This is a genomic window from Paracoccus maritimus, assembly GCF_025195095.1.
GTDB classification, from domain to species: domain Bacteria; phylum Pseudomonadota; class Alphaproteobacteria; order Rhodobacterales; family Rhodobacteraceae; genus Paracoccus; species Paracoccus maritimus.
Genome location: NZ_JANAVZ010000005.1, coordinates 188,630 through 209,224, shown reverse-complemented (window position 1 = coordinate 209,224; position 20,595 = coordinate 188,630). Strand labels below are relative to the sequence as shown.

23 protein-coding genes are annotated in these 20,595 nt (G+C 63.4%); 11 read left to right on the top strand and 12 right to left on the bottom strand.

The genetic code is table 11. The features are described 5' to 3' along the window. The first annotated feature begins 3 nt into the window (after positions 1–3). The 8 genes from MU516_RS10765 to rpmE all read left to right on the top strand — a co-directional run bounded on the left by MU516_RS10765 (position 4) and on the right by rpmE (position 3,843). The gene (locus tag MU516_RS10765) at positions 4–540 is read left to right on the top strand and encodes a GNAT family N-acetyltransferase (RefSeq protein ID WP_260277218.1); all 537 of its coding nucleotides are present in this window, start codon (positions 4–6) and stop codon (positions 538–540) included. Then, the gene (locus MU516_RS10760) at positions 537–1,085 is read left to right on the top strand and encodes a GNAT family N-acetyltransferase (protein WP_260277217.1); all 549 of its coding nucleotides are present in this window, start codon (positions 537–539) and stop codon (positions 1,083–1,085) included. The genes MU516_RS10765 and MU516_RS10760 overlap by 4 nt, the downstream gene beginning before the upstream one ends. Then, a complete protein-coding gene (locus tag MU516_RS10755; protein ID WP_260277216.1) occupies positions 1,082–1,390 on the top strand; it encodes a chorismate mutase in 309 nt (102 codons plus the stop codon). Before MU516_RS10760 ends, MU516_RS10755 begins: the two co-directional genes overlap by 4 nt. A gap of 38 nt (positions 1,391–1,428) precedes the next feature. Next, positions 1,429–1,794 carry a 30S ribosomal protein S16 gene (gene rpsP, locus MU516_RS10750; protein ID WP_260277215.1) on the top strand — a complete coding sequence of 122 codons (366 nt, stop codon included), beginning with the start codon at positions 1,429–1,431 and terminating at the stop codon, positions 1,792–1,794. Between the two features lie 69 nt (positions 1,795–1,863). Beyond that, a complete protein-coding gene (rimM, locus tag MU516_RS10745) occupies positions 1,864–2,364 on the top strand; it encodes a ribosome maturation factor RimM (RefSeq protein WP_260277214.1) in 501 nt (166 codons plus the stop codon). Further along, positions 2,361–3,230, top strand: coding sequence for a tRNA (guanosine(37)-N1)-methyltransferase TrmD (trmD, locus tag MU516_RS10740; RefSeq protein WP_260277213.1), 870 nt, complete (start codon positions 2,361–2,363; stop codon positions 3,228–3,230). The genes rimM and trmD overlap by 4 nt, the downstream gene beginning before the upstream one ends. Before the next feature lie 2 nt (positions 3,231–3,232). Next, positions 3,233–3,610, top strand: coding sequence for a 50S ribosomal protein L19 (rplS, locus tag MU516_RS10735; RefSeq protein WP_209056612.1), 378 nt, complete (start codon positions 3,233–3,235; stop codon positions 3,608–3,610). 11 nt (positions 3,611–3,621) lie between these two features. Continuing rightward, on the top strand, positions 3,622–3,843 hold the full coding sequence (gene rpmE, locus MU516_RS10730; RefSeq protein WP_209056613.1) for a 50S ribosomal protein L31: 222 nt from the start codon (positions 3,622–3,624) through the stop codon (positions 3,841–3,843). A gap of 64 nt (positions 3,844–3,907) precedes the next feature. On the opposite strand, the gene MU516_RS10725 is transcribed toward rpmE, so the two are convergent. From MU516_RS10725 to ehuR, 12 genes are all read right to left on the bottom strand, one after another. Then, complete coding sequence (locus MU516_RS10725; protein WP_260277212.1) at positions 3,908–4,831, bottom strand: acyltransferase; 924 nt, start codon at positions 4,829–4,831, stop codon at positions 3,908–3,910. 87 nt (positions 4,832–4,918) lie between these two features. Beyond that, entirely contained in the window at positions 4,919–6,877 is a 1,959-nt protein-coding gene (locus MU516_RS10720) for a protein meaA (RefSeq protein WP_260277211.1), read from the bottom strand. A 191-nt stretch (positions 6,878–7,068) separates the two neighbouring features. Then, the gene (gene doeB, locus MU516_RS10715; protein WP_260277210.1) at positions 7,069–8,058 is read right to left on the bottom strand and encodes a N(2)-acetyl-L-2,4-diaminobutanoate deacetylase DoeB; all 990 of its coding nucleotides are present in this window, start codon (positions 8,056–8,058) and stop codon (positions 7,069–7,071) included. After that, entirely contained in the window at positions 8,055–9,251 is a 1,197-nt protein-coding gene (gene doeA, locus MU516_RS10710; protein WP_260277209.1) for an ectoine hydrolase DoeA, read from the bottom strand. The genes doeB and doeA overlap by 4 nt, the downstream gene beginning before the upstream one ends. After that, on the bottom strand, positions 9,252–10,223 hold the full coding sequence (gene eutC, locus MU516_RS10705; protein ID WP_260277208.1) for an ectoine utilization protein EutC: 972 nt from the start codon (positions 10,221–10,223) through the stop codon (positions 9,252–9,254). Beyond that, positions 10,220–11,176: a hydroxyectoine utilization dehydratase EutB gene (gene eutB / locus MU516_RS10700; RefSeq protein ID WP_260277207.1), complete on the bottom strand. Its 957-nt coding sequence runs from the start codon at positions 11,174–11,176 to the stop codon at positions 10,220–10,222. Before eutB ends, eutC begins: the two co-directional genes overlap by 4 nt. Then, positions 11,170–11,874, bottom strand: a complete 705-nt coding sequence (locus tag MU516_RS10695; RefSeq protein WP_260277206.1) for a maleate cis-trans isomerase family protein — start codon at positions 11,872–11,874, stop codon at positions 11,170–11,172. The genes eutB and MU516_RS10695 overlap by 7 nt, the downstream gene beginning before the upstream one ends. Before the next feature lie 18 nt (positions 11,875–11,892). Next, complete coding sequence (locus tag MU516_RS10690) at positions 11,893–12,336, bottom strand: universal stress protein (protein ID WP_209056621.1); 444 nt, start codon at positions 12,334–12,336, stop codon at positions 11,893–11,895. A gap of 9 nt (positions 12,337–12,345) precedes the next feature. Continuing rightward, complete coding sequence (locus MU516_RS10685) at positions 12,346–13,632, bottom strand: TRAP transporter large permease (RefSeq protein ID WP_260277317.1); 1,287 nt, start codon at positions 13,630–13,632, stop codon at positions 12,346–12,348. Between the two features lie 6 nt (positions 13,633–13,638). Further along, positions 13,639–14,292: a TRAP transporter small permease gene (locus MU516_RS10680; RefSeq protein ID WP_260277205.1), complete on the bottom strand. Its 654-nt coding sequence runs from the start codon at positions 14,290–14,292 to the stop codon at positions 13,639–13,641. A gap of 140 nt (positions 14,293–14,432) precedes the next feature. Continuing rightward, positions 14,433–15,452 carry a TRAP transporter substrate-binding protein gene (locus tag MU516_RS10675; RefSeq protein WP_260277204.1) on the bottom strand — a complete coding sequence of 340 codons (1,020 nt, stop codon included), beginning with the start codon at positions 15,450–15,452 and terminating at the stop codon, positions 14,433–14,435. A 159-nt stretch (positions 15,453–15,611) separates the two neighbouring features. Continuing rightward, on the bottom strand, positions 15,612–17,012 hold the full coding sequence (ehuR, locus tag MU516_RS10670) for a MocR-like ectoine utilization transcription factor EhuR (RefSeq protein WP_260277203.1): 1,401 nt from the start codon (positions 17,010–17,012) through the stop codon (positions 15,612–15,614). 72 nt (positions 17,013–17,084) lie between these two features. Between ehuR and MU516_RS10665 the strand changes: the two genes are divergently transcribed. From MU516_RS10665 to MU516_RS10655, 3 genes are all read left to right on the top strand, one after another. Then, on the top strand, positions 17,085–17,564 hold the full coding sequence (locus tag MU516_RS10665; protein ID WP_260277202.1) for an Lrp/AsnC family transcriptional regulator: 480 nt from the start codon (positions 17,085–17,087) through the stop codon (positions 17,562–17,564). Between the two features lie 151 nt (positions 17,565–17,715). Beyond that, positions 17,716–19,176 carry an NAD-dependent succinate-semialdehyde dehydrogenase gene (locus tag MU516_RS10660; protein WP_260277201.1) on the top strand — a complete coding sequence of 487 codons (1,461 nt, stop codon included), beginning with the start codon at positions 17,716–17,718 and terminating at the stop codon, positions 19,174–19,176. 11 nt (positions 19,177–19,187) lie between these two features. Continuing rightward, a complete protein-coding gene (locus MU516_RS10655; RefSeq protein WP_260277200.1) occupies positions 19,188–20,558 on the top strand; it encodes an aspartate aminotransferase family protein in 1,371 nt (456 codons plus the stop codon). The last annotated feature ends 37 nt before the right edge of the window (positions 20,559–20,595 follow it).

Below are 20,595 nucleotides of genomic sequence, written 5' to 3'. Positions count from 1 at the left end.
TCCATGACGACGACCACCCCCTTTTCGGCTGACGCGCCGGTGCTGACGACTCAGCGCCTGATCCTGCGCGTGCCAGAGGCGGGGGATCTGGCGGCATATGCGGCCTTCCTGGCCGACGCCGATGCATCACGCTTCTACGGTGGGCCGATGCGGCGGGATCAGGCCTATGGCGTGCTGTGCCGCGATATCGGCCACTGGCATCTGCGCGGCTTCGGCAAGTTCGCGATCACCCTTGACGGCAAGACCTTGGGCGGTTGCGGCATCGTTCATCCCGACGGCTGGCCAAGCCATGAACTGACCTGGTGGCTGCTGCCCGAAGCACGCGGCACCGGAATTGCGCAAGATGCGTCGGCGGCGGTCCTGTCCTGGGCACGCGACAGCCTTGGCCTGCCCCAGGTCGAGACGCATTTTCGCGACGACAACATCGCCGCGCGTCGCCTGACGGATAAGCTGGGCGGCCTCAAGCTGCGCCGCGCAGAGTTTCCCGATGGTGCCGCACGCGATGTCTATGGCATCCCGACCTTGGGGGCCGCGCGATGATCCTGCTGTCACCGACACCCATCCTGACCACCCAGCGCCTGACGCTGCGTGCGCCCATGGGCAGCGACTGGCCCGCATGGCGCGATTTCGCGGCCAGCGACAGGTCGCGCTTTATCCGCCCCAAGGACAGCAACGATGCCACGGCGTGGCGCGCGTTCGGGCACGTGATCGGCCATTGGGCGATGCGCGGCTGGGGCATGTTCGTCTTCTGCCTGCAGGGCGATGACACGCCGCTTGGCATGGCCGGACCTTGGTTTCCCGAGGGGTGGCCCGAACGCGAGATCGGCTGGACCGTCTGGTCGCCCGTCGCTGAGGGCAAGGGCTATGCGTTCGAGGCCGCCAAAGCCGCGCGGGCGCACGCCCATGGCGCACTGGGATGGGATGGGGCCGTCAGCTATATCGCGCCCGACAATCGCCGTTCCATCGCGCTTGCCGAACGCCTTGGCGCGACCCGCGACGATGCCGCGCCCGTACCGCACCCGGACGAACCCTGCCTTGTCTATCGCCATCCTTCCCCAGCCCCAAGCCAAGGAAGCGCAGCATGACCGATCCCGCGACCCGTGCGGCAAACCTGCTGAAGGAACACCGCGCCAGCATCGACCGGCTGGACGCGATCCTTGTCTATACCTTGGCCGAAAGGTTCAAGCACACCCAATCCGTCGGCCGCCTCAAGGCCGACCACGACCTTCCTCCGTCCGATCCGACGCGCGAAGCGCAACAGATCGAGCGGCTGGAACGCCTCGCGCGCGAGGCCGATCTGGACCCGGAATTCGCGCGCAAATTCCTGAATTTCGTGATTGCCGAAGTGATCCGGCATCACGAGCAACATCAATCGCAGGCCGGGGCCTGAAGCCCCGCCAACTCAGCCATTTCAAAGGAGAAAATAGAATGGCCGTCAAGATCCGTCTCGCCCGTGGTGGTTCCAAGAAGCGCCCCCACTATGCCATCGTCGCCGCCGACACGCGCATGCCGCGCGACGGCCGCTTCCTGGAAAAGCTGGGCACCTACAACCCGCTGCTGCCCAAAGACAGCGAAGACCGCATCAAGATGGATGTAGAACGCGTGCAGCACTGGCTGGCGCAGGGCGCCCAGCCCACCGACCGCATCGCGCGGTTTCTGGAAGCCGCTGGCGTGCGCGACAAGGCCGAGCGCAAGAACATGAAAAAGGCCGAACCGGGCGACAAGGCCAAGAAGCGGGCCGAGGAAAAGGCCGCGAAAGCCGCCGCCCCGGCCGAAGAAGCCGCGGCCGAGTGATCGACCTGAAACGGCCGTCGGGACACCCCTTCGGCCGCTTCCGTCACTGCGGAACGAACGGGAAAACGCATGTCGGGTGATCGCATCTGCGTCGGCGCCATTGCCGGGGCCTTCGGGGTCAAGGGCGAGGTGCGCCTGAAAAGCTTCTGTGCCGAACCCGCGGACATCGCCGGTTACGGCCCGCTGACGACCGAGGATGGCAAGCGCAGCTTTACCGTGAAGCTGACCCGCCCGGTCACCGGCGGGCTGGGCGCGCGCCTGTCCGGCGTGGCCTCGCGCGAGGATGCCGAAGCGCTGAAGGGCACCACGCTGTGGGCCCCGCGCGCCGCCCTGCCCTCGCTGCCCGATGATGAATTCTACCATGCCGACCTGATCGGTCTGGACGTCGTCGATACCGGCGGGCAGGTTCTGGGTCGGGTTCGCGCGATCTTCGATCACGGCGCGGGCGACATCCTTGAGGTTGTGGGCGGCCGTGACACGTTGCTGCTGCCCTTCACCCGTGCGGTCGTGCCGACCGTGGATCTGACCGCCCGACGCATCGTCGCCGATCCCCCGGAAAGCGACGAATGACGGACGCTGCGAAGTCCCACGGCCGCCTTTCCATCCGGCCCAACCTGTGGCCGCGCGACCTGATGGCCGAGCCGCAGGTCGCAGGCGTCTGGACCGCCAGCGTCATCACCCTGTTCCCCGAGGCGTTTCCCGGCATTCTCGGCCTGTCGCTGACAGGCCGGGCATTGTCTCAGGGGCTGTGGAACCTGCGCACTGTACCCTTGCGTGAATTCGGCGTCGGCAGGCACCGGAATGTCGACGACACCCCCGCCGGCGGCGGGGCGGGCATGGTGATCCGCGCGGATGTGATGGACGCCGCCCTGCGCGACGCCCGGCAGCACGCCGCCGGACCCGTCCTTTACATGTCCCCGCGCGGCAAACCCCTGACCCAGGCCCGCGCCCGCGCACTGGCCGACGGCCCGGGCGTGACCCTGATCTGCGGCCGTTTCGAAGGCGTGGATCAGCGCGTTCTGGACGCCCACGAGGTCGAGGAAATCAGCATCGGCGACTATGTCCTGACCGGGGGCGAGATCGCCGCTCAGGTCTTGATCGACGCGACGGTTCGCCTTATACCGCGCGTGCTGGGGAATCAGGACTCTCTGGCCGAGGAATCCTTTTCCATCGGCAATCGGGGCCTGCTCGAAGCTCCTCAGTACACGAAGCCCGCCCTGTGGGAAGGCCGCGAGATCCCGGATGTTCTTCTGTCGGGCAATCACGCGGCCATTTATGCTTGGCGGGAAACCGAGGCCGAAAGGCTGACCAAGGAACGCCGCCCCGACCTGTGGCGGGCATTTGCGGAAACGCGGATGGACCCGGCAAAGGACCGACAGCTCTCGGGCGCATCAGACCAATCGCGGACTCACCGCGAGCATGACAAGGAACCCTAGCGATGAATCTGATCGCAGAACTTGAAGCCGAGCAGATCGCCGAGCTTGGCAAGACCATCCCCGATTTCAAGGCCGGCGACACCGTTCGCGTCGGCTACAAGGTGACCGAAGGCACCCGGACCCGCGTGCAGGCCTATGAAGGCGTCTGCATCTCGCGCAAGGGCGGCAACGGCATCGCAGCCAGCTTTACCGTGCGCAAGATCAGCTTTGGTGAGGGCGTCGAGCGGGTCTTCCCGCTGTATTCGACCAACATCGATGCGATCGAGGTAGTGCGCCGCGGCAAGGTTCGCCGCGCCAAGCTGTACTATCTGCGCGATCGTCGCGGCAAGTCGGCCCGTATCGCCGAGAAAACCAACTACAAGCCCAAAGCCGGCGCCTGAGAGGTCCCCCGATGAAAAAAGGCATTCACCCCGAATATCACATGATCGACGTCAAGATGACCGACGGAACGGTTTATCAGACGCGCTCCAGCTGGGGCGCCGAAGGCGACACGCTGTCGCTGGACATCGATCCGACCACGCACCCTGCCTGGACCGGCGGCTCTTCGCGCCTGATGGACACCGGCGGTCGCGTGTCGAAGTTCAAGAACAAGTACGCTGGCCTCGGCTTCTGATTCGACGCACGGACGATCCAGACCGAAACGCCGCCCCCCAGGGGCGGCGTTTTGCATTCTGGCGTCAGGTCAGCAACGCCAGCACCGGGCGGCGCCGTTCGGACCCCAGCCACCATGCGACCCCAAGGGCGGCAGCCGCGACGACCAGCGCCTTGATGTTTCCGGACAGACCAAATCGGCTGGCCGAGATCATGATCAGGATATGGCTGAAATAGACGAACGCCGCCATCGATGCGATGCGTTTGCCGTCCCAGCCCCCACTGGCCTGGCGCGCGCCAAGAAAAAGCAAAGGCGCCGCCAGATAAAGGCTGAACAGGGTATCGACCCCGAAACCACCACCCGCGATCCGGAACCAGACCATGCTTTCGACAGCGACCAGGATCAGCGCCAATCCGGTCCATTGCCAGCGTATCCTGGGCAGGGATTCGGCAAGCGCCAGAAGATACCCCGTCGCAAAAAAGGGAAAGATCACGAACAGCCCGTTGCGGTAATAATCCAGCGGCATCGTGACACGGCCCGACAGAACCAGCCATTGCAGTATTAGCCCGGTCAAGGCGCAGCTTGCGGCGACCAGCGCCAGCGGCACCGCACCCGCACGATGCAGCGCGGCCACCAGCAACGCTCCGATCAGCAGTCCCGGCAGAAACCAAAGGTGAAAATAGCCGAACAGAACCGTCTGCAGGACATGCCCGACAGAGGTAAAGTCCGGCCCATAGATCGGCAGGTAGATGACCATCCACAGTGCATAGACCGAAAGGATCCTCAGGGCATAGGCACGAGCACGCCCCGTCCGAAGCGCGCCGAGGAAGAAGAAACCGGCGATCAGGGCGAAGACCGGTACGGCAAGGCGATAGATCCCGTTCACCAGCACCTGTTGCGCCACCGCGCCGATCCCGTCCGGGAAACCCGTGTGCAGCGCGATCACGCAAAGCGCCAGTGCAAGCCGCAAAGGGTCAATCGCGCTGTTTCGGTTCGTCGTCTGGGTCATCCGACCTCCGCTGTCTATCCAACCGGATAAACAGCCAAGGCAGGCCAGGGTTCATCACGTCAAAAGATGTCGGTCAAATTCCGCCCATCAGGCCGCAGCGGCCCCTGGCTCGACCAGCGCCACGATGTCCATCATGATCGTGTTCAGCTGGAAATCCTTTGGCGTATAGACCCGCGTGACCCCCATCGCCAGCAAGCGTCGTGCATCTTCGTCGGGGATGATACCGCCGACGACAACCGGGGTCTTGCCCAGCCCGGCCTCGCGCATTCTCGCCATCAGATCCTCGATCAGCGGAAGGTGGCTGCCCGACAGGATCGATAGCCCAACCACATGCGCCTCTTGCTCCTGCGCGCGGGCGACGATCTGTTCAGGGGTCAGGCGGATCCCCTCGTAGGTGATGTCCATGCCGCAATCGCGGGCCCGAAAGGCGATCTGCTCGGCTCCGTTTGAATGGCCATCAAGCCCCGGCTTGCCGACCACGAATTTCAGACGACGCCCCAGCCGGGCACTGACCGCATCGACCGCCTCGCGGATCTCTTCCAATCCCTCGGTCCGGTTCGACGGGCTGGCCGCAACGCCGGTAGGCCCGCGATACTCGCCATGCACCGCGCGCATCACGCCTGCCCACTCGCCGGTCGTCACCCCCGCCTTCGCCGCATCAATGGATGCAGGCATGACGTTGCGCCCCTGCTGCGCGGCCGTGCGCAAAGCCTGCAGGGCCGCGCGGACGGCCTGATCGTCGCGATCCGCCTTCCAGGCGTTCAGCCGGTCGATCTGGTCCTGCTCGACCTCTGGATCGACGACCATGATGCCACCATCGCCTGCTGTCAGTGGCGAGGGCTCGCCCTGCTGCCAGCGGTTCACCCCAACCACGACGGTTTCGCCAGCCTCCACCCGGTTCAACCGTTCGGCATTCGCCTCGACCAGCCGTGATTTCATGTAGTCGATGGCAGCGATCGCGCCGCCCATCTCGTCCAGTAGCCGCAATTCATCGCGCGCGCCCTGTTTCAGTTCGCCAACCTTGGCCTCGATCGCCGGGTTGCCATCGAACAGGTCGGCATATTCCAGCAGATCCGTCTCATAGGCCAGGATCTGTTGCATCCGCAGCGACCATTGCTGATCCCATGGGCGCGGCAGCCCCAACGCCTCGTTCCAGGCAGGCAACTGCACGGCCCGGGCTCGTGCGTTCTTGGACAATGTGACGGCCAGCATCTCCAGCAGGATGCGATAGACGTTGTTTTCGGGCTGCTGTTCGGTCAGGCCAAGGCTGTTGACCTGCACACCATAGCGAAAGCGGCGGAATTTCGGGTCTTCGATCCCGTACCGCTTGGCCGTGATTTCGTCCCACAATTCGGTGAAGGCGCGCATCTTGCACAACTCGGTCACGAAGCGGATGCCTGCGTTCACGAAAAAGCTGATCCTGCCCACCATGGCCGGGAAGTCGGCCTCGGGCACCTTGGTCTTCAGGTCGTCAAGCACGGCGATGGCGGTGGCCAGCGCATAGGCCAGTTCCTGCTGCGGCGTCGCCCCGGCCTCTTGCAAGTGATAGGAACAGACATTCATCGGGTTCCATTTCGGCAGATGTTCACGGGTATAGGCCGCGACATCCGTGATCATGGCAAGGCTGGGCTTGGGCGGGCAGATATAGGTGCCGCGCGACAGGTATTCCTTGATCAGATCGTTCTGCACCGTGCCCTGCAGCCGGGCGATGTCGGCGCCCTGCTCCTCGGCGACAGCGATATACAGCGACAGAAGCCATGGCGCCGTCGCGTTGATCGTCATCGAGGTGTTCATCTGTTCCAGCGGGATCTGATCGAACAATGCACGCATGTCCCCCAGGTGGCAGACCGGCACACCGACCTTGCCGACCTCGCCCCGGGCAAGGATATGGTCGCTGTCATAGCCGGTCTGGGTGGGCAGATCGAAGGCCACCGACAATCCGGTCTGACCCTTGGCAAGATTGCCGCGATACAGCGCGTTCGATTTCTCGGCGGTCGAATGGCCCGCATAGGTGCGGAACAGCCAGGGTTTGTCCTTCTCGGCCATCGCAATTCCTTGGCAATAATATTTCAGTTGCTACCCGGATACAGAAACAATGATGCGCCGTCAATTCGCCGCATCGCGGCGATATCGCGGGAAAATGCTGCAGCCGCGTCATTATCGACGATGCAGGACGCACGAATCGTTCGGCGGGCGACTGACATCGCCCGCCGAACACCGAAAGCCCGAGTTACCAATTAAAGCGTCGCGATGACCGCAACGCAGTCGCCGGACTGGATCAGCCCCGGAAAATGGCGCGCGGCGATGACGCCGTCACGATTGGCCATGACCTCGACCGGAGCGACGCCGGTCCGGTCGGGCGGCCAGATCTGCGCGATGGGCTGACCCGCCTTCACCTGATCGCCCAGATCGGCCAGAGGGTGCATCAGCCCATCGCGCGTGGCGAAATGGAAGCAGTCGCCATCCGGCATGTCCAGCATCACACTGTCTTCCGGGCAGTCGATCTGACCGGACAGAATCCCGGCGTGACGAAGCACGTTTCTTGCGCCCCGCATCGCGATCTCGGCCGAACGCGCCGTCGCGGTGCCACCGCCGCCCAGCTCGGTCGTGACGAAGACCTTTCCCTGCCCCTCGACCGTGGTGTCAAACATGCCGACACTGTCGATTTCCAGCATCATCATCGTGTAGGGTGCGCCGAACGCCCGAACCGCCTCGACGCATTTCGCCTGCTGGTCCTTGTCGTCCAGATAGTGCGCGGCCGCATAGGGCAGGAAATCCAGCGTCTTGCCGCCGGAATGATAGTCCAGGACGATGTCCGCCATCGGAACCAGCACATCGGCAAAGTAATGCGCGATCTTCTGGCTGACGGTGCCGTCCGGTCGCCCCGGGAAGGCGCGGTTCAGGTTGACCTGATCGATCGGGCTGACCCGCGTTCCCGTGCGAAACGCCGGATAGTTCATGTAGGGAACGATGATGACGCGGCCGCTGACATCCTCGGGCTGGATTTCCCATGACAGCGCCTGCAGCGCGATCGGACCTTCGTATTCATCACCGTGATTGCCACCGGTCAGAAGGGCGGTCGGCCCCTCGCCATTGGCAATCACGGTGATCGGGATCATCACGCTGCCCCATGCGCTGTCGTTGCGCGAATAGGGCAAACGCAGAAAGCCGTGATGCTTGCCCCTGGCATCAAGATCCAAGGTCGGACTGATCGGATTCACGCTCATTTTTTGACCAGCATGCGACGGGGAATGTTGCACAGCAGTTCCGGCTCACGCTCGGTGATGACGATCGACTCGGTCGTCTCGTAGCCCCAGCCCTCCATCCACAAACCGGTCATGAAATGGAACGTCATGCCGGGTTTCAGTTCGGTCTGGTCGCCGCGGCGAAGGGACATGGTGCGTTCGCCCCAGTCGGGCGGATAGGACAGGCCGATCGGATATCCGGTCCGGTTGTCCTTGACGATGCCGTAGCGGTCCAGAACCGTGAAGAAGGCGTTCGCGATATCCTCGCAGGTATTGCCCGCGCGCGCGGCGGTCAGGCCGGCCTCCATCCCTTCCAGAACGGCCTTTTCGGCCTCCAGCATCTCTTGCGGCGGCGTGCCAAGGAAGATCGTGCGCGACAGCGGGACGTGATAGCGCTGATAACATCCCGCGATCTCGAAGAAGGTGCCTTCGTCCACCTTCATCGGCTGATCATCCCAGGTCAGGTGCGGCGCCGCCGCATCGGGACCCGAGGGCAGCAGCGGCACAATGGCCGGATAATCGCCGCCATGCTGCGACCATTCGTCAAAGCGCAGCCCCGCATCATAGATCTCGGCCACAAGGTCGCACTTGCGCATGCCGACCTCGATCCGGTCGGCGATACGGCGATGCATCCGTTCCACGATCCGCGCCGCCTTGCGCATGTATTGCAGTTCCTTGGGCGTCTTGACCGCGCGCTGCCAGTTGACCAGCCCTGTGGCATCCAGAATCTGGGCCTCGGGCAGGCCATGGACCAGCCGCTCATGCGCCTTGGCGGAATACCAGTAATTGTCCATCTCGACGCCGATGAAACCGCGATGCCAGTTGCGGTCGGCAAGCTGGGCCCACAGGTAATCCATCGGATGCCGCTCGACCGACTGCACGTAATAATCGGGATAGCCGATGATATTGTCGTCCGCCATCCAGACGGTGCGCAGCGCGCCCTGCGCGTCCTGGCCACGCCCGAACCAGATCGGAGGACCATCCGGGCCGACGATCACGCATTGGTGGACATAGAAGGACCAGCCGTCATAGCCGGTCAGCCAGGCCATGTTCGACGGGTCGGAGACGATCAGCAGGTCCAGACCAAGCTTGGCCATGCTGGCGCGCGTCTTGCGCAGGCGTTCCTCGTATTCTTCAGTCGAGAAACGCTCGGGGGTCCTTTGCAGTTCAGGCATTCATATCTCGTGTGAAAACGCGGCAAGCGCGTGGGTGGCAATGGCGGTGTCCTGCACGCCGGTGCCCGTCAGATCGGCAATCGTGATCTGGTCGGGTGAGGTACGGCCGGAATGGCGGCCGGTGATGATGTCGCCCAGTTCGGGGATCGGATCGCTGTCGCTCAGCAGCCCGGCATTCAGCGCCGCGCGCAGCTCTCCCATCAGTTTGGTCTGGCTGACACGGTCGGCGACATACAGGGACGCGCGGTCAAGGCAGTGCGGATCCAGTTCGTTCTTGCCGGATTGGTCGCTGCCCATGGCGGTGATGTGCTGGCCGGGGCGCAGCCATTCGGCGCGCAGGATCGGCTGGCTGGCGGGGGTCGTGGTCACGATGACGTCGGCGAACGACGCGGCCTTTTCGGGATCGGCCTCGGCCCGAACCACCATACCATGATCGCGCGTCATGTCAGAGGCCAGCGCCTCGGCCTTTTGCGGATCGCGCGCCCAGATCACAGCCTCCTGGATCGGACGCACCAAGGCCAGCGCCTGCAACTGCATCCGAGCCTGCAAACCGGCGCCGAAGATCGCGGCTCGGCTGGCATCGGCGCGCGACAGGTGCCTTGCGGCCACACCGCCGGCCGCTGCGGTTCGCACATCGGTCAAATAGCCGTTGTCCAGCAAGACGGCCTGCACGCGCCCCGTTTCCGTGGACAACACAACCATCAGCCCCGATGTCGAGGGCAGCCCCTTGCCGGGATTGTCGAAAAAGCCGGGTGAAAGCTTGACCGCAAAGCCCGGCAGACCAGGCACATAGGCGGTCTTCACGTCCAGTTCGCCGTTCACGTCGGGCATGTGCATCGACAGGATCGGCGGCATGACGACGCCACCCTTTGACAGGGTCGCGAATGCGTTCTCGATCACATCGATCGCGGTCGCGTCCAGATGGACGCGCTGGCGCAGCTGGTCCTCGGTGAGAATGCGGATATCGCTCATGCTTCTCCCCTGACGATGGCCGCGTGGCGGTCGGGATCGATATTCTGGCCCGAGAGAATCAGCACCAACGGGCCGTCTTCGGCGCGCAGCTTGCCCGCGATGATGGCGCCGGCACCGACCGCCGCCGCGCCTTCCACGGTTTCGCCATCCTCCACCGCCAGATGACGGATGCCTGCGGCAATCTCGGCCTCGGTCAGCAGGATGACCTCGTCCATCAGATCGCGGCACATCGCAAAGGTCAGGCGATTTTTCAGACCGACCCCGCCGCCAAGACTGTCTGCCAGGGTCTCAAGCTCTTCGACCTCGACCGGATGACCGGCCTTCAGACTGGCCGCCATCGCCGCACCGCGTTCCATGCTGATACCGATGATGCGAATATCGGGACGCAGACCCTTGACCGCCAGCGCCACACCGGCCAGCAGACCACCGCCCGACAGGGGGACCGCGATGGTCGCGGCGTCGGGGATCTGATCAAGGATCTCCAGTCCCAGCGTTCCCTGCCCGGCGATCACATCAGGATGGTCGAATGGCGGGATCAGTGCAAACCCCTCGTCCCGGCGAAGCCGCCGCGCCTCTTCAAATGCCTCGTCCTGGCTGGCGCCGATCACGCGGGCCTCGGCCCCCAGCGCCTCGATCGCCTGCAACTTGTTCCTGGGCACCAGCCGCGACACGCAGATGACAGCAGGCAGCCCCAGCTGTCGCGCCGCATGCGCCAGCGCGCGACCATGATTGCCCGTTGATGCGGTCGTGACACCCGCCACACGCCCCAGCCGCGCCGCCGCATTCGAGGCACCGCGCAGCTTGAACGCGCCGGTTTCCTGCCGATGTTCGCATTTCAGCCAGACCGGCCCCCCGGCCAAGCGGGACAGGCTGGCCGACGCCTTGACCGGCGTGATGCGGATCATGTCGCGGATGCGTTCGGCCGCCGTGCCGACATCTTCCAGCGTTACCATGTGCGCACCTGAAACAGTTTGCCCGGTCCGGCACCGGGGATGCGCGCAAGATCCAGCATCGACCAGAACAGCGCGAGGTTGGAACTGACCACCGGCTTGCCAAGCGCCTTCTCGATCCGCTCGATAACAGACACCGCAGGCAGTGCAGTGCAGGACATGAACAGCGCCTGAGCATCCGGGTGATCGGATTCCAGTGCGAAATCGACAATCTCATCGCCTGACAGCAACGCCATGTCACGGTCGTCGGCATGGCCCATCGATTGCCGCGACACGACACCCAGCCCGTTCGCCTCGAAATGATCACCGACCAGATCGGTGGTTTCGCGCAGATAGGGGGTCATCAGGGCGATCCGGTCGACCCCCAGCGCCTTGAAGCCGCGCAAGGCGGCGGCGACAGGCGTGCTGATCGGGGCGCGATTGCCGATTGCGGCCTGCACCCCGTCGCCCAGCACCGCCGAGGCCGAGGTGCAGCCGAAGCCGATCCCCTTCAGTTCGACGCCGGGCACCAGCAGATCGGATGCCGCCTTCAGATGCGGCCCGGTCTTCTTCAGATTTTCGGCGGTGGTGGGATTGTCGAACGCGATACGTGTCACGTGCAGGCGGCAGTCCTGCGGCAGCAGCCGCAGGGCGTCACCCTCGATCGTCAGATCGGTGGCAAGGGCAATCAGCCCAAAACGATTCAGATTGTCGCGCCACATGCAGGATGCCGCCTCTCCTTACACGACCAGAACCGGACATTCCGCAAGGCCCGTGACCTTGTGGCTGACCGATCCCAGCAGATATCCTTCGGTTGATCCAAGCCCGCGAGAGCCAAGCACGATCAGATCGCATTCCTTGTCATGCGCCATCGCGACGATGGTCCGCGCCGGCTGACCCGCCTTGATGAAGGCGCTGACCTTGGCAACCCCCGCATCCTTCGCATGGCTTTTCGCATAATCGGCCGCGTCTCGCGCGGTCTGGCGCATGGTCTCGTCCAGGTTGCCACCGGGGTCCATGCTGCCGCGCACCATCGACAGCGAAGCCTCGAGCATCGAGTGATGGCGATAGACGGTCAGAATGATCACATGCGCGTCGCACAGCTTCGCCAGTTCGGTCGCCTTCGTCAGCGCCCGTTCGGCCCCGCTGGACCCGTCATAGGGGACAAGGATCCTCTCGAACATAACGGCCTCTTACTTGTTGAAGGCAAGGTCACGCAGGAACAGCGCGATCTGCGGGAAGAAGATCAGCAGCACCGCCGTTGTCAGAAGCATGATGATGAAGGGCGGTGTGCCCTTGACCACTTCGACATAGGGCCGCTTGAAGACCGCGATGGCAGTGAAAATGTCACAGCCGAACGGTGGCGTCGCGCTGCCAATGGCAACCTGCAGGGTAATGATGGTGCCGACCAGAACCGGGTCCAGACCGACCGATTGCACCACCGGCGCAAAGATCGGAACAAAGATCAGGATCACGACGATCGGGTCCACGAACATGCAGCCGACGAAGAACGCGATCGAGATGGTGAACAGGACGCCATACTGGCCCATCTCGTCGATGCCGATGCTGCCCAGGATATGCTGCGGGATCTGCGCGAAGCTGATCACATAGCTGAAGGCGGCACCCGCACCGACCAGGATGAACACCACGGCGGTGATCAGGCCCGTCGATTTCGCGGTAGAATAAAGCTGCTTCAGCCCCATTTCGCGGAAGATGACCATCTCGAGGAACAGCGCATACAGCACACAGGCCGCTGCCGCCTCGGTCGGCGAGAAGATCCCGCCATAGATGCCGCCGATGATGATCGCCGGGAAACCCAGCGGCCACAGCGCCCGCAAGACCGCCTGCCTGCGCTCGGCCCAGGTCGATTTGGGCAGCGTGGGAACATTGTTCCGCAAGGCGTAGAAGTAACTGTAGATCGAGAACATCACCAGGATCAGAAGCCCCGGCCCGATCCCCGCGATGAACAGTTCGGAAATCGAGGTGCCTGACACCACGCCATAGATGATCATGCCGATCGACGGCGGGATCAGGAAGGCGATGTCGGACGAGTTCACGATCAGCGCAAGGATGAAGCTGTCGTTGTATCCGGCCTTCAGCATGCGAGGCCGCAATGGACCGCCGACCGCGACAACCGTCGCCTGCGTGGAACCGGACACCGCACCAAACATGGTGCAAGCCCCGGCCGTTGCAATCGCAAGCCCGCCCTTAAAATGACCGACGAACGACATGACCAGATCGATCAGTCGCGTCGCGGACTGCCCGCGCGTCATGATGTCGGCGGCGAAAATGAACATCGGCACGGCGATCAGGCTGGCGGGACGGATGCCGCCAAGGATCTGCTGCACCATCGTATCCAGTTGGCCGAAGCCGCCGAACAGACCCACGAACCCGATCAGCGACCCCGCGATCAGCGGGATCATCATCGGAAATCCCAACATCAGAAGGACGATCATGGTGCCGAAAATCATCCACGTCATCATGGCTCAGACCTCCTCTTCCGCGCTGTCGTCATAGCCTTCAAGAGTACTGGTCGACAGCCAGATATCCTTGTCGATCAGGTTCTTGATGGCGGTCAGCCCGTATTGCAGCCCGGTCAGGAAAAACCCAAGCGGCGCCCAGACGATGATCCACCATTGCGGGATCTGCAGCGCCGGCAACAACCGCCCGCGCGACGCCTGGGAGAGCAGATAATCAACAGAATACCAAGTCAGCAGAAACATTGCAGCCGATGTCACGACGGCGATGACGATCATCATCATCTTGCGCATCCTGAACGGCATCGCGTCGAAAAAAGCCGACATGCGGATATGCCGGCCATGGCGTGCCGCGTAGGAAATGCCGGCGAAGGTGATCAGGATGATCAGGGCGCGATTCAGTTCTTCGGAAAAGAACAGGCTTTCGCCGAAGACATAGCGTCCGACGACATTGGCCATGGTATTCAGCGCCATCAGCAGAACGCCAATCGCCAACAGGACGGCCTCGATCCGGGCGATCCCGACATCGATTACCCCCAACAGCCCCGGAAGACCGGAAACATATTTGGAATCGTCGATGTCGTCTTCGTCCACGGCGGCTGTTTCGGCCGCCGCGATCACGTCCGGATCAGGTTTCGGGGCATGCTTGTCGTCAAGAGTCATAGCCGCTGTCCCTTGTGCTGGGCGATAAAGGGCTGCTGTCGGGATCCGACCGACCGTCTGGCGGCCGGACCCCATCGCGTCACATCGTCAGGCGGCCGTGACCAGGCACGATCGCTGACCCAATCAGGGTCCGGCTTGGCTTACCCTTCGGAACCGCCCGCTGCGGCTTCGAGGTCGGCCTTCATCTGGTCCAGGATCTCCTGCGCCTGATCCCCACCGATCTCCAGATACTCGGCCTCGACTTCCTCGGCAGTCGCCTTGAAGGGCGCGCGCTGTTCCTCGGTCAGCGTGGTGATGGTCATGGAAGGCTTGGCCTCCATGATCTTTTCCAGAGAAGTTTCGGTCAGCCCATCCTGATAATCGACGATATAATCGAACGCGGCGTCGATGGCGTTCTGGACGACTTCCTTGTCCTCGTCGGACAGACCGTCAAAGAATTCCTTGTTGGCCATGACCGCGGTCGTGAAGTTGTTGTGGCCCGCGCGCGTGATGTAGTCGGTCACCTCGTACATCTTCGTCGATTCGATGAAGAAGGCGGGGTTTTCCTGACCTTGAATGATGCCGGTCTGCAGCGCCCCATAGACCTCGCCCCAAGGCAGCGGCGTCGGCGTGGCGCCGAATGCCTGATAGCTTCCCACCAGCAACGGGTTGGTCATGACCCGGAACTTCACCTCGTTCAGGTCTTCGGGGCTGGTCACCTCGTTGGTCGTGGTCATCATGACCTCGCCCTCGGGGAACATCGTCAGCAACTCCAGGCCCTGCTCCGCGTACAGCGGCGGGAACAGCTCGTTGATCGCCTTCGAGGTGCGGAAGAACTCCACCAGCGTGTCCTGATCCTCGGGCAGCAGGTAGGGCACGAAGAACACCTGCGCCTCGGGGATCAGCGCGCCGGTAAAGCCGGGCGACTGGTCCACGAACTGCAGGATGCCCGACTGGGCCTGTTCCATGATATCCGCGGATTCGCCAAGGGTCCCGAACGGGAACAGCTGGATTTCGTGATCGGAATTGGCCTCGACCTCTTCCTTGAACTTTTGGGCGAACTTGCCCTGCACCTCTTCCATCGCCTCTTCAAAGGCGTAGCGCCAGGTGTCGGCCATCGCGCCACCCGCACCCAGAATGAGGGCGGCAAGGCTGGCGGCGGTGATTGTCTTGTAGGTCATGATACCTCCTGCTTGTGGGGCCTTGTGACGCGGCACGTCCTCGGCCTCCGGGTTTCAGGATTCGGGCGGTTGTCCCGACCTGTCTGACTCGCACAGTTCTGAGCAACCGCGTTGCAAGTCAATTCATATATTAAATCATGACAATTTTGCCCGAGGGTGTCAAACAGCCCCCCGTCCAAAGGCCCGCAACGCGCTGGATTCACCCGGCAGAATTGTCGCCAGAATATGCAGCGCATCCTCCAATTCACGCTGGCTGACGCCCCCCAGACACAACCGCAGCGCGGGTCGCCGGTCGATGACCGCAAAGCCCGAACCGGGGGCCAGCGCAATCCCCCGCGCCAGTGCCGCATGCAGCACAGCCTGTTCGTCTGTTCCTTCGGGCAGCGGCATCCAGCGATGCAAGCCATGGTTGAAGCCAAGACTGGCACTGCCCAGAATGCGCTGCGCAAGCCTGTTGCGGGCCAGCAGCTCGGTCCGTTGGGCAATCAAAATCTGGCCCGCGACACCGCTTTCGATCCAGTCGGCAGCGATTTCGGCGACCATCGGCGTCGCCATCCATGCGACCGAAAGGTGACGATTCAATGCCCGCTCTGCCAACGATTCGGGCAGTGCGAGAAAACCTAGCCGCAGTCCCGGCGACAGACATTTCGTCAGCCCGGTGAAATAGAAGCTGCGCTCGGGGGCAAAGCTTGCGACCGGCGGCGGTCGTCGCGGCGCGACCGGACCCAGCACGTCGCTTTCGATGATGATCAGTCCGCATTCGGCGGCCGCTGCGGCCAGTTCCTCGCGGCGTTCACGATCGACGATGCGTGCCTCGGGGCCCCCGCCCGAGGGTAGAAGGAACACCGCACGCAGCTTGCGACCCGGCATTCGCGCGGCAGCGATCAGCGCATCGGGCAGCATCCCGCGCGCATCACAGGCGATGCCGCGAAGACGCAGATTCAGGTGGCGGATCGCGGGCTTCAGGGTGTGGCAGGTAACACTTTCCGTCGCGATCTCGTCGCCCGGCTGTGCCGCGCTCATCAGCGCGATGACCAGCGCCGGCGTGCAGCCGTTGGTCAGCAGGATGCGCTGCGCCGGCACCACGACGCCACATCTGGCAAGCCACGCAGCGGCGATGCCAGAATACGTGGACAGCCCCTGACGGGGCCGAAACGACCAGATCGCGTGTTCGGGGGGCCGTTCGGCAAAACGCCGCATCGAATCCTGCCAGGCGCGGACGATCATCGGCAGCCGCACGGGCGTCATCATCGACAGATCGACGGGCCGCGCATCCACCGCTGCCCTGAACCAAGGCACCTCAAGTGTTTCTCGGGGTCCGGATTTGACGAAGCTGCCGCGCCCCACCTCGCCCGAGATGAGATCGGCGCGAATCAGTTCCTCATATGCGCGGCTAACGGTCTGGACGGACACACCCAGTCGCCACGCCAGATCGCGATGCGGCGGCAGCCGGTCGCCCGGACGCAGGCTGCCCGCGTCGATGGCGGCGGCAATTCCTTGCGCCAGACTGCGATAGGCAGGCCGGGTGATATCCTCTCGTCTCAGCGGCCAATGCGACATACGCCCAGATTCGCCAAGCAACAGGCGCTTGTCCAGATTGACAATTCACGGCGCTGCGGAAAGAAGCGAATCATGAACCCTTTGCGCCTTGACGATCGTGACATCGCCATCCTCGCGACGCTGTCGCGCGAAGGGCGCATTTCCAAGACCGAACTTGCCGCCCGCGTGAACCTGTCGCCGACACCTTGCTGGGAACGGATGAAGCGGCTGGAAAAGGCCGGGCTGATCGTCGGCTACCGGGCCGAGATCGACCTTTCGGGCCTGGGCCCGCATGTCCTGGTCTTCGTGACGGTCGAACTCGACAGCCACCGTGCCGAGAGCTTTCAGATCTTTGAACGCACCGTCGCACGAATGGACGAGATCACCGGTTGCTGGGCGATCGGCGGCGGCTACGACTATCTGATGCAGGTCGTTGCGGCCGATGTCGGGGCATTCCAGACGCTGATGGACGGATTGCTGGAAAGCCGCGCCGGGGTTCGCCGCTATTTCAGCTATATCGTCACCAAGCCTGTGAAGAACCTGCCGCCTGCCCTTGCCGTTCTTGGTGCCTGACCCTTCGTTTTGCCCGGTTCGCGCGGTTGCCGGGCAGAGAGAGTTCCAGAAAATTCGTGGGTATCCAGCGGATTTCTCTGCCGGTCGCGCGTGGTTTGGTGAAATCCTCTGCCGGGCAGGATGCATCTAGGTCGCAACAAGGAGGTGCGCGATGCTAGACGATCTGTCTTCCCAACTGACCGACAAGATTACCGATCCCGGACTGCTGCCCGGCCGTGGCGATTTCGCAGGCGAAGGTCGGCTGGCGGTGCGCGACCCGGCGACCGGCGAACTGGTGGCCCAGGTTGCCATCAGCGACGCGACAGGCGCACGCGATGCCGTAGATGCCGCGCAGCAGGCGTTCTGGCAGTGGTCCGCGATGCTGCCCCAACACCGTGCCCAGATCCTGCATCGTTGGCACGCGATGATCCTTGAGGCCAAGGAAGATCTGGCCCGGATCATGGTCGCCGAGCAGGGCAAGCCGATCAGCGAGGCACGCGGCGAGATCGACTATGCCGCCAGTTTCGTGACCTTTTATGCCGAAGAGGCGCTGCGCCCGAATATCGAAGGTGTCACCAGCCATCTGCCCGATGCCGAGATGGAGTTGTGGCGCGAGCCTGTCGGGGTGGCCGCACTGGTCACGCCGTGGAACTTTCCCTGCGCGATGATCACCCGCAAGGCCGCCGCCGCGCTTGGCGCGGGCTGCACGGTTGTCATCCACCCCTCGGCGGAAACGCCGCTGTCGGCGCTGGCGCTGTCGGAACTGGCGCGCCGCGCGGGCTTTCCCGACGGCGTCGTCAACACGGTGATCGGGGACGCCGCGACGATCGTCGGCGAATGGACGCGCGATGCCCGCGTGCGGGCGCTGTCCTTCACCGGCTCGACCGAGGTGGGGCGCCTTCTGTATCGCCAGTCCGCCGACACCGTGAAGCGACTGGTGATGGAACTGGGCGGTCATGCCCCCTTCATCGTCTTCAAGGGTGCCGATATCGATCGCGCCGTCATCGAAGCGGTCAAGGCGAAATTCGCGACCTCGGGCCAGGATTGCCTTGGCGCGAACCGCTTCTACATCCATCGCCCGATCTACGACGAATTCTGCGCCAAGTTCACCGCAGCGGTCGAAAAACTGACCCTGGGCAACGGCATGCAGGATCCCGATATCGGGCCGCTGATCCATGACCGGCAGATCGACAAGCAGAATGCCCATGTGCAGGATGCGCTGTCCAAGGGCGCAAAGCTGCTGTGCGGCGGCGGCGTGGACGAGGAAAAGGGGCCGCTGTTCTTCAAGCCTACCGTTCTGGCCGATGTCACCGACGAGGCTGCGATCATGTCCGAGGAAACCTTTGGCCCCGTTGCCGCGCTAAGCGTGTTCGACGACGAGGAAGAGGTCTTCGCCCGCGCGAATGCGACTGAATACGGGCTTGTGGCCTATGTCCACAGCCTTGATCCGCGCCGGATCTACCGCGCGACGCGGGCGCTGCAATATGGCATGGTGGCCGTGAACCGCACCAAGGTCACCGGCGCGCCGATCCCCTTCGGGGGCATGAAACAATCCGGGATCGGCCGCGAGGGCGCCCGGCAAGGCCTCGAGGCCTTTACCGAAATCAAATATGTCTGCCGCGATTGGGGATGAAAGGAAAAGATATGCTGACGAATGACGAACTGGCGAAATGGGATCGCGAGAACTTTTTCCACCCCTCGACCAATCTGGGTCAGTTCGCGCGGGGCGATGCCCCGCAGCGGATCGTGACCGGCGGTGAGGGCGTCTTCATCACCGACCGCGACGGCAACAGGCTGCTGGACGGGTTCGCAGGGCTCTACTGTGTCAACGTGGGTTATGGCCGGAAGGAAATCGCCGAAGCGATTGCCGATCAGGCGCGCGAACTGTCCTATTATCACGCCTATGCGGGACACGGTTCGGAAGCCAACATCACCCTGTCCAAGATGGTCATGGACCGCGCACCCGAAGGCATGGCGCGGGTCTATTTCGGCCTTGGCGGATCGGACGCGAACGAAACGAATGTCAAGCTGGTCTGGTATTACAACAACATCCTTGGCCGTCCTGAAAAGAAGAAGATCATCAGCCGCTGGCGCGGCTATCACGGATCGGGGCTGATGACCGGATCGCTGACCGGGCTGGAGCTGTTCCACAAGAAGTTCGACCTGCCGCTGAGCCAGGTGATCCATACCGAGGCGCCCTATTACTACCGTCGTCCGGACCTGAACATGTCCGAGTCCGATTTCGTCGCCAATTGCGTTCAGAAGCTGGAAGACCTGATCGCCGCCGAGGGCGCCGACACCATCGCAGCCTTCATCGGCGAGCCGGTCTTGGGTACCGGTGGCATCGTGCCGCCCCCCGCAGGTTACTGGCCGGCGATCCAGAAGGTGCTGGACAAGCATGACATCCTGCTGATCGCGGATGAGGTCGTGACCGGCTTTGGCCGTCTGGGCAGCATGTTCGGCAGCGATCACTACGGCATCAAGCCTGACCTGATCACCAGCGCCAAGGGCCTGACCAGCGCCTATGCGCCGCTGTCGGCCAGCATCGTCGGTCAGCGCATGTGGGATGTGCTGGTCAAGGGTTCGGACGAATACGGTGTCCTGGGCCATGGCTGGACCTATTCGGCCCATCCGATCGGCGCGGCGGCGGGAATCGCAAACCTGAAGCTGATCGACGATCTGGGTCTGGTACAGAACGCCGGCGAGACCGGAAACTATTTCTGGCAGACCATGCGCGATCAGGTCGGCGGGCACGCCAATGTCGGCGAGGTTCGCGGCGAAGGCATGCTGTGCGCGGTCGAATTGGTCGCCGACAAGGACAAGCGTCAGTTCTTCGACGCCTCCGAAGGCAAGGGCGCCAAGGTCGTGGCGGCGATGCTGAAGCGCGGCGTCATCGCACGTGCCATGCCGCAGGGCGACATTCTGGGCTTTGCTCCGCCGCTGTGCCTGACAAGGGCCGAGGCGGATCAGATCGTGGCGGTCACGAAGGATTCGATCGCCGAGGTTCTGGGCTAGTTCGTCGCGGATCATCGCATCCCGACAACCCGATCAA

Excerpts from the sequence above, each read along its gene's own strand:
- MU516_RS10725 (WP_260277212.1), bottom strand. The coding sequence starts at position 4,831 with ATGACCCAGACGACGAACCGAAACAGCGCGATTGACCCTTTGCGGCTT.
- rpsP (WP_260277215.1), top strand. The coding sequence starts at position 1,429 with ATGGCCGTCAAGATCCGTCTCGCCCGTGGTGGTTCCAAGAAGCGCCCC.
- doeA (WP_260277209.1), bottom strand. The coding sequence starts at position 9,251 with ATGCCTGAACTGCAAAGGACCCCCGAGCGTTTCTCGACTGAAGAATAC.
- MU516_RS10655 (WP_260277200.1), top strand. The coding sequence starts at position 19,188 with ATGCTGACGAATGACGAACTGGCGAAATGGGATCGCGAGAACTTTTTC.
- MU516_RS10760 (WP_260277217.1), top strand. The coding sequence starts at position 537 with ATGATCCTGCTGTCACCGACACCCATCCTGACCACCCAGCGCCTGACG.
- rpmE (WP_209056613.1), top strand. The coding sequence starts at position 3,622 with ATGAAAAAAGGCATTCACCCCGAATATCACATGATCGACGTCAAGATG.
- MU516_RS10660 (WP_260277201.1), top strand. The coding sequence starts at position 17,716 with ATGCTAGACGATCTGTCTTCCCAACTGACCGACAAGATTACCGATCCC.
- MU516_RS10755 (WP_260277216.1), top strand. The coding sequence starts at position 1,082 with ATGACCGATCCCGCGACCCGTGCGGCAAACCTGCTGAAGGAACACCGC.
- eutB (WP_260277207.1), bottom strand. The coding sequence starts at position 11,176 with ATGGTAACGCTGGAAGATGTCGGCACGGCGGCCGAACGCATCCGCGAC.
- MU516_RS10765 (WP_260277218.1), top strand. The coding sequence starts at position 4 with ATGACGACGACCACCCCCTTTTCGGCTGACGCGCCGGTGCTGACGACT.
- trmD (WP_260277213.1), top strand. The coding sequence starts at position 2,361 with ATGACGGACGCTGCGAAGTCCCACGGCCGCCTTTCCATCCGGCCCAAC.
- MU516_RS10665 (WP_260277202.1), top strand. The coding sequence starts at position 17,085 with ATGAACCCTTTGCGCCTTGACGATCGTGACATCGCCATCCTCGCGACG.
- MU516_RS10675 (WP_260277204.1), bottom strand. The coding sequence starts at position 15,452 with ATGACCTACAAGACAATCACCGCCGCCAGCCTTGCCGCCCTCATTCTG.
- doeB (WP_260277210.1), bottom strand. The coding sequence starts at position 8,058 with ATGAGCGTGAATCCGATCAGTCCGACCTTGGATCTTGATGCCAGGGGC.
- rplS (WP_209056612.1), top strand. The coding sequence starts at position 3,233 with ATGAATCTGATCGCAGAACTTGAAGCCGAGCAGATCGCCGAGCTTGGC.
- eutC (WP_260277208.1), bottom strand. The coding sequence starts at position 10,223 with ATGAGCGATATCCGCATTCTCACCGAGGACCAGCTGCGCCAGCGCGTC.
- MU516_RS10695 (WP_260277206.1), bottom strand. The coding sequence starts at position 11,874 with ATGTGGCGCGACAATCTGAATCGTTTTGGGCTGATTGCCCTTGCCACC.
- MU516_RS10685 (WP_260277317.1), bottom strand. The coding sequence starts at position 13,632 with ATGACGTGGATGATTTTCGGCACCATGATCGTCCTTCTGATGTTGGGA.
- ehuR (WP_260277203.1), bottom strand. The coding sequence starts at position 17,012 with ATGTCGCATTGGCCGCTGAGACGAGAGGATATCACCCGGCCTGCCTAT.
- MU516_RS10680 (WP_260277205.1), bottom strand. The coding sequence starts at position 14,292 with ATGACTCTTGACGACAAGCATGCCCCGAAACCTGATCCGGACGTGATC.
- rimM (WP_260277214.1), top strand. The coding sequence starts at position 1,864 with ATGTCGGGTGATCGCATCTGCGTCGGCGCCATTGCCGGGGCCTTCGGG.
- MU516_RS10690 (WP_209056621.1), bottom strand. The coding sequence starts at position 12,336 with ATGTTCGAGAGGATCCTTGTCCCCTATGACGGGTCCAGCGGGGCCGAA.
- MU516_RS10720 (WP_260277211.1), bottom strand. The coding sequence starts at position 6,877 with ATGGCCGAGAAGGACAAACCCTGGCTGTTCCGCACCTATGCGGGCCAT.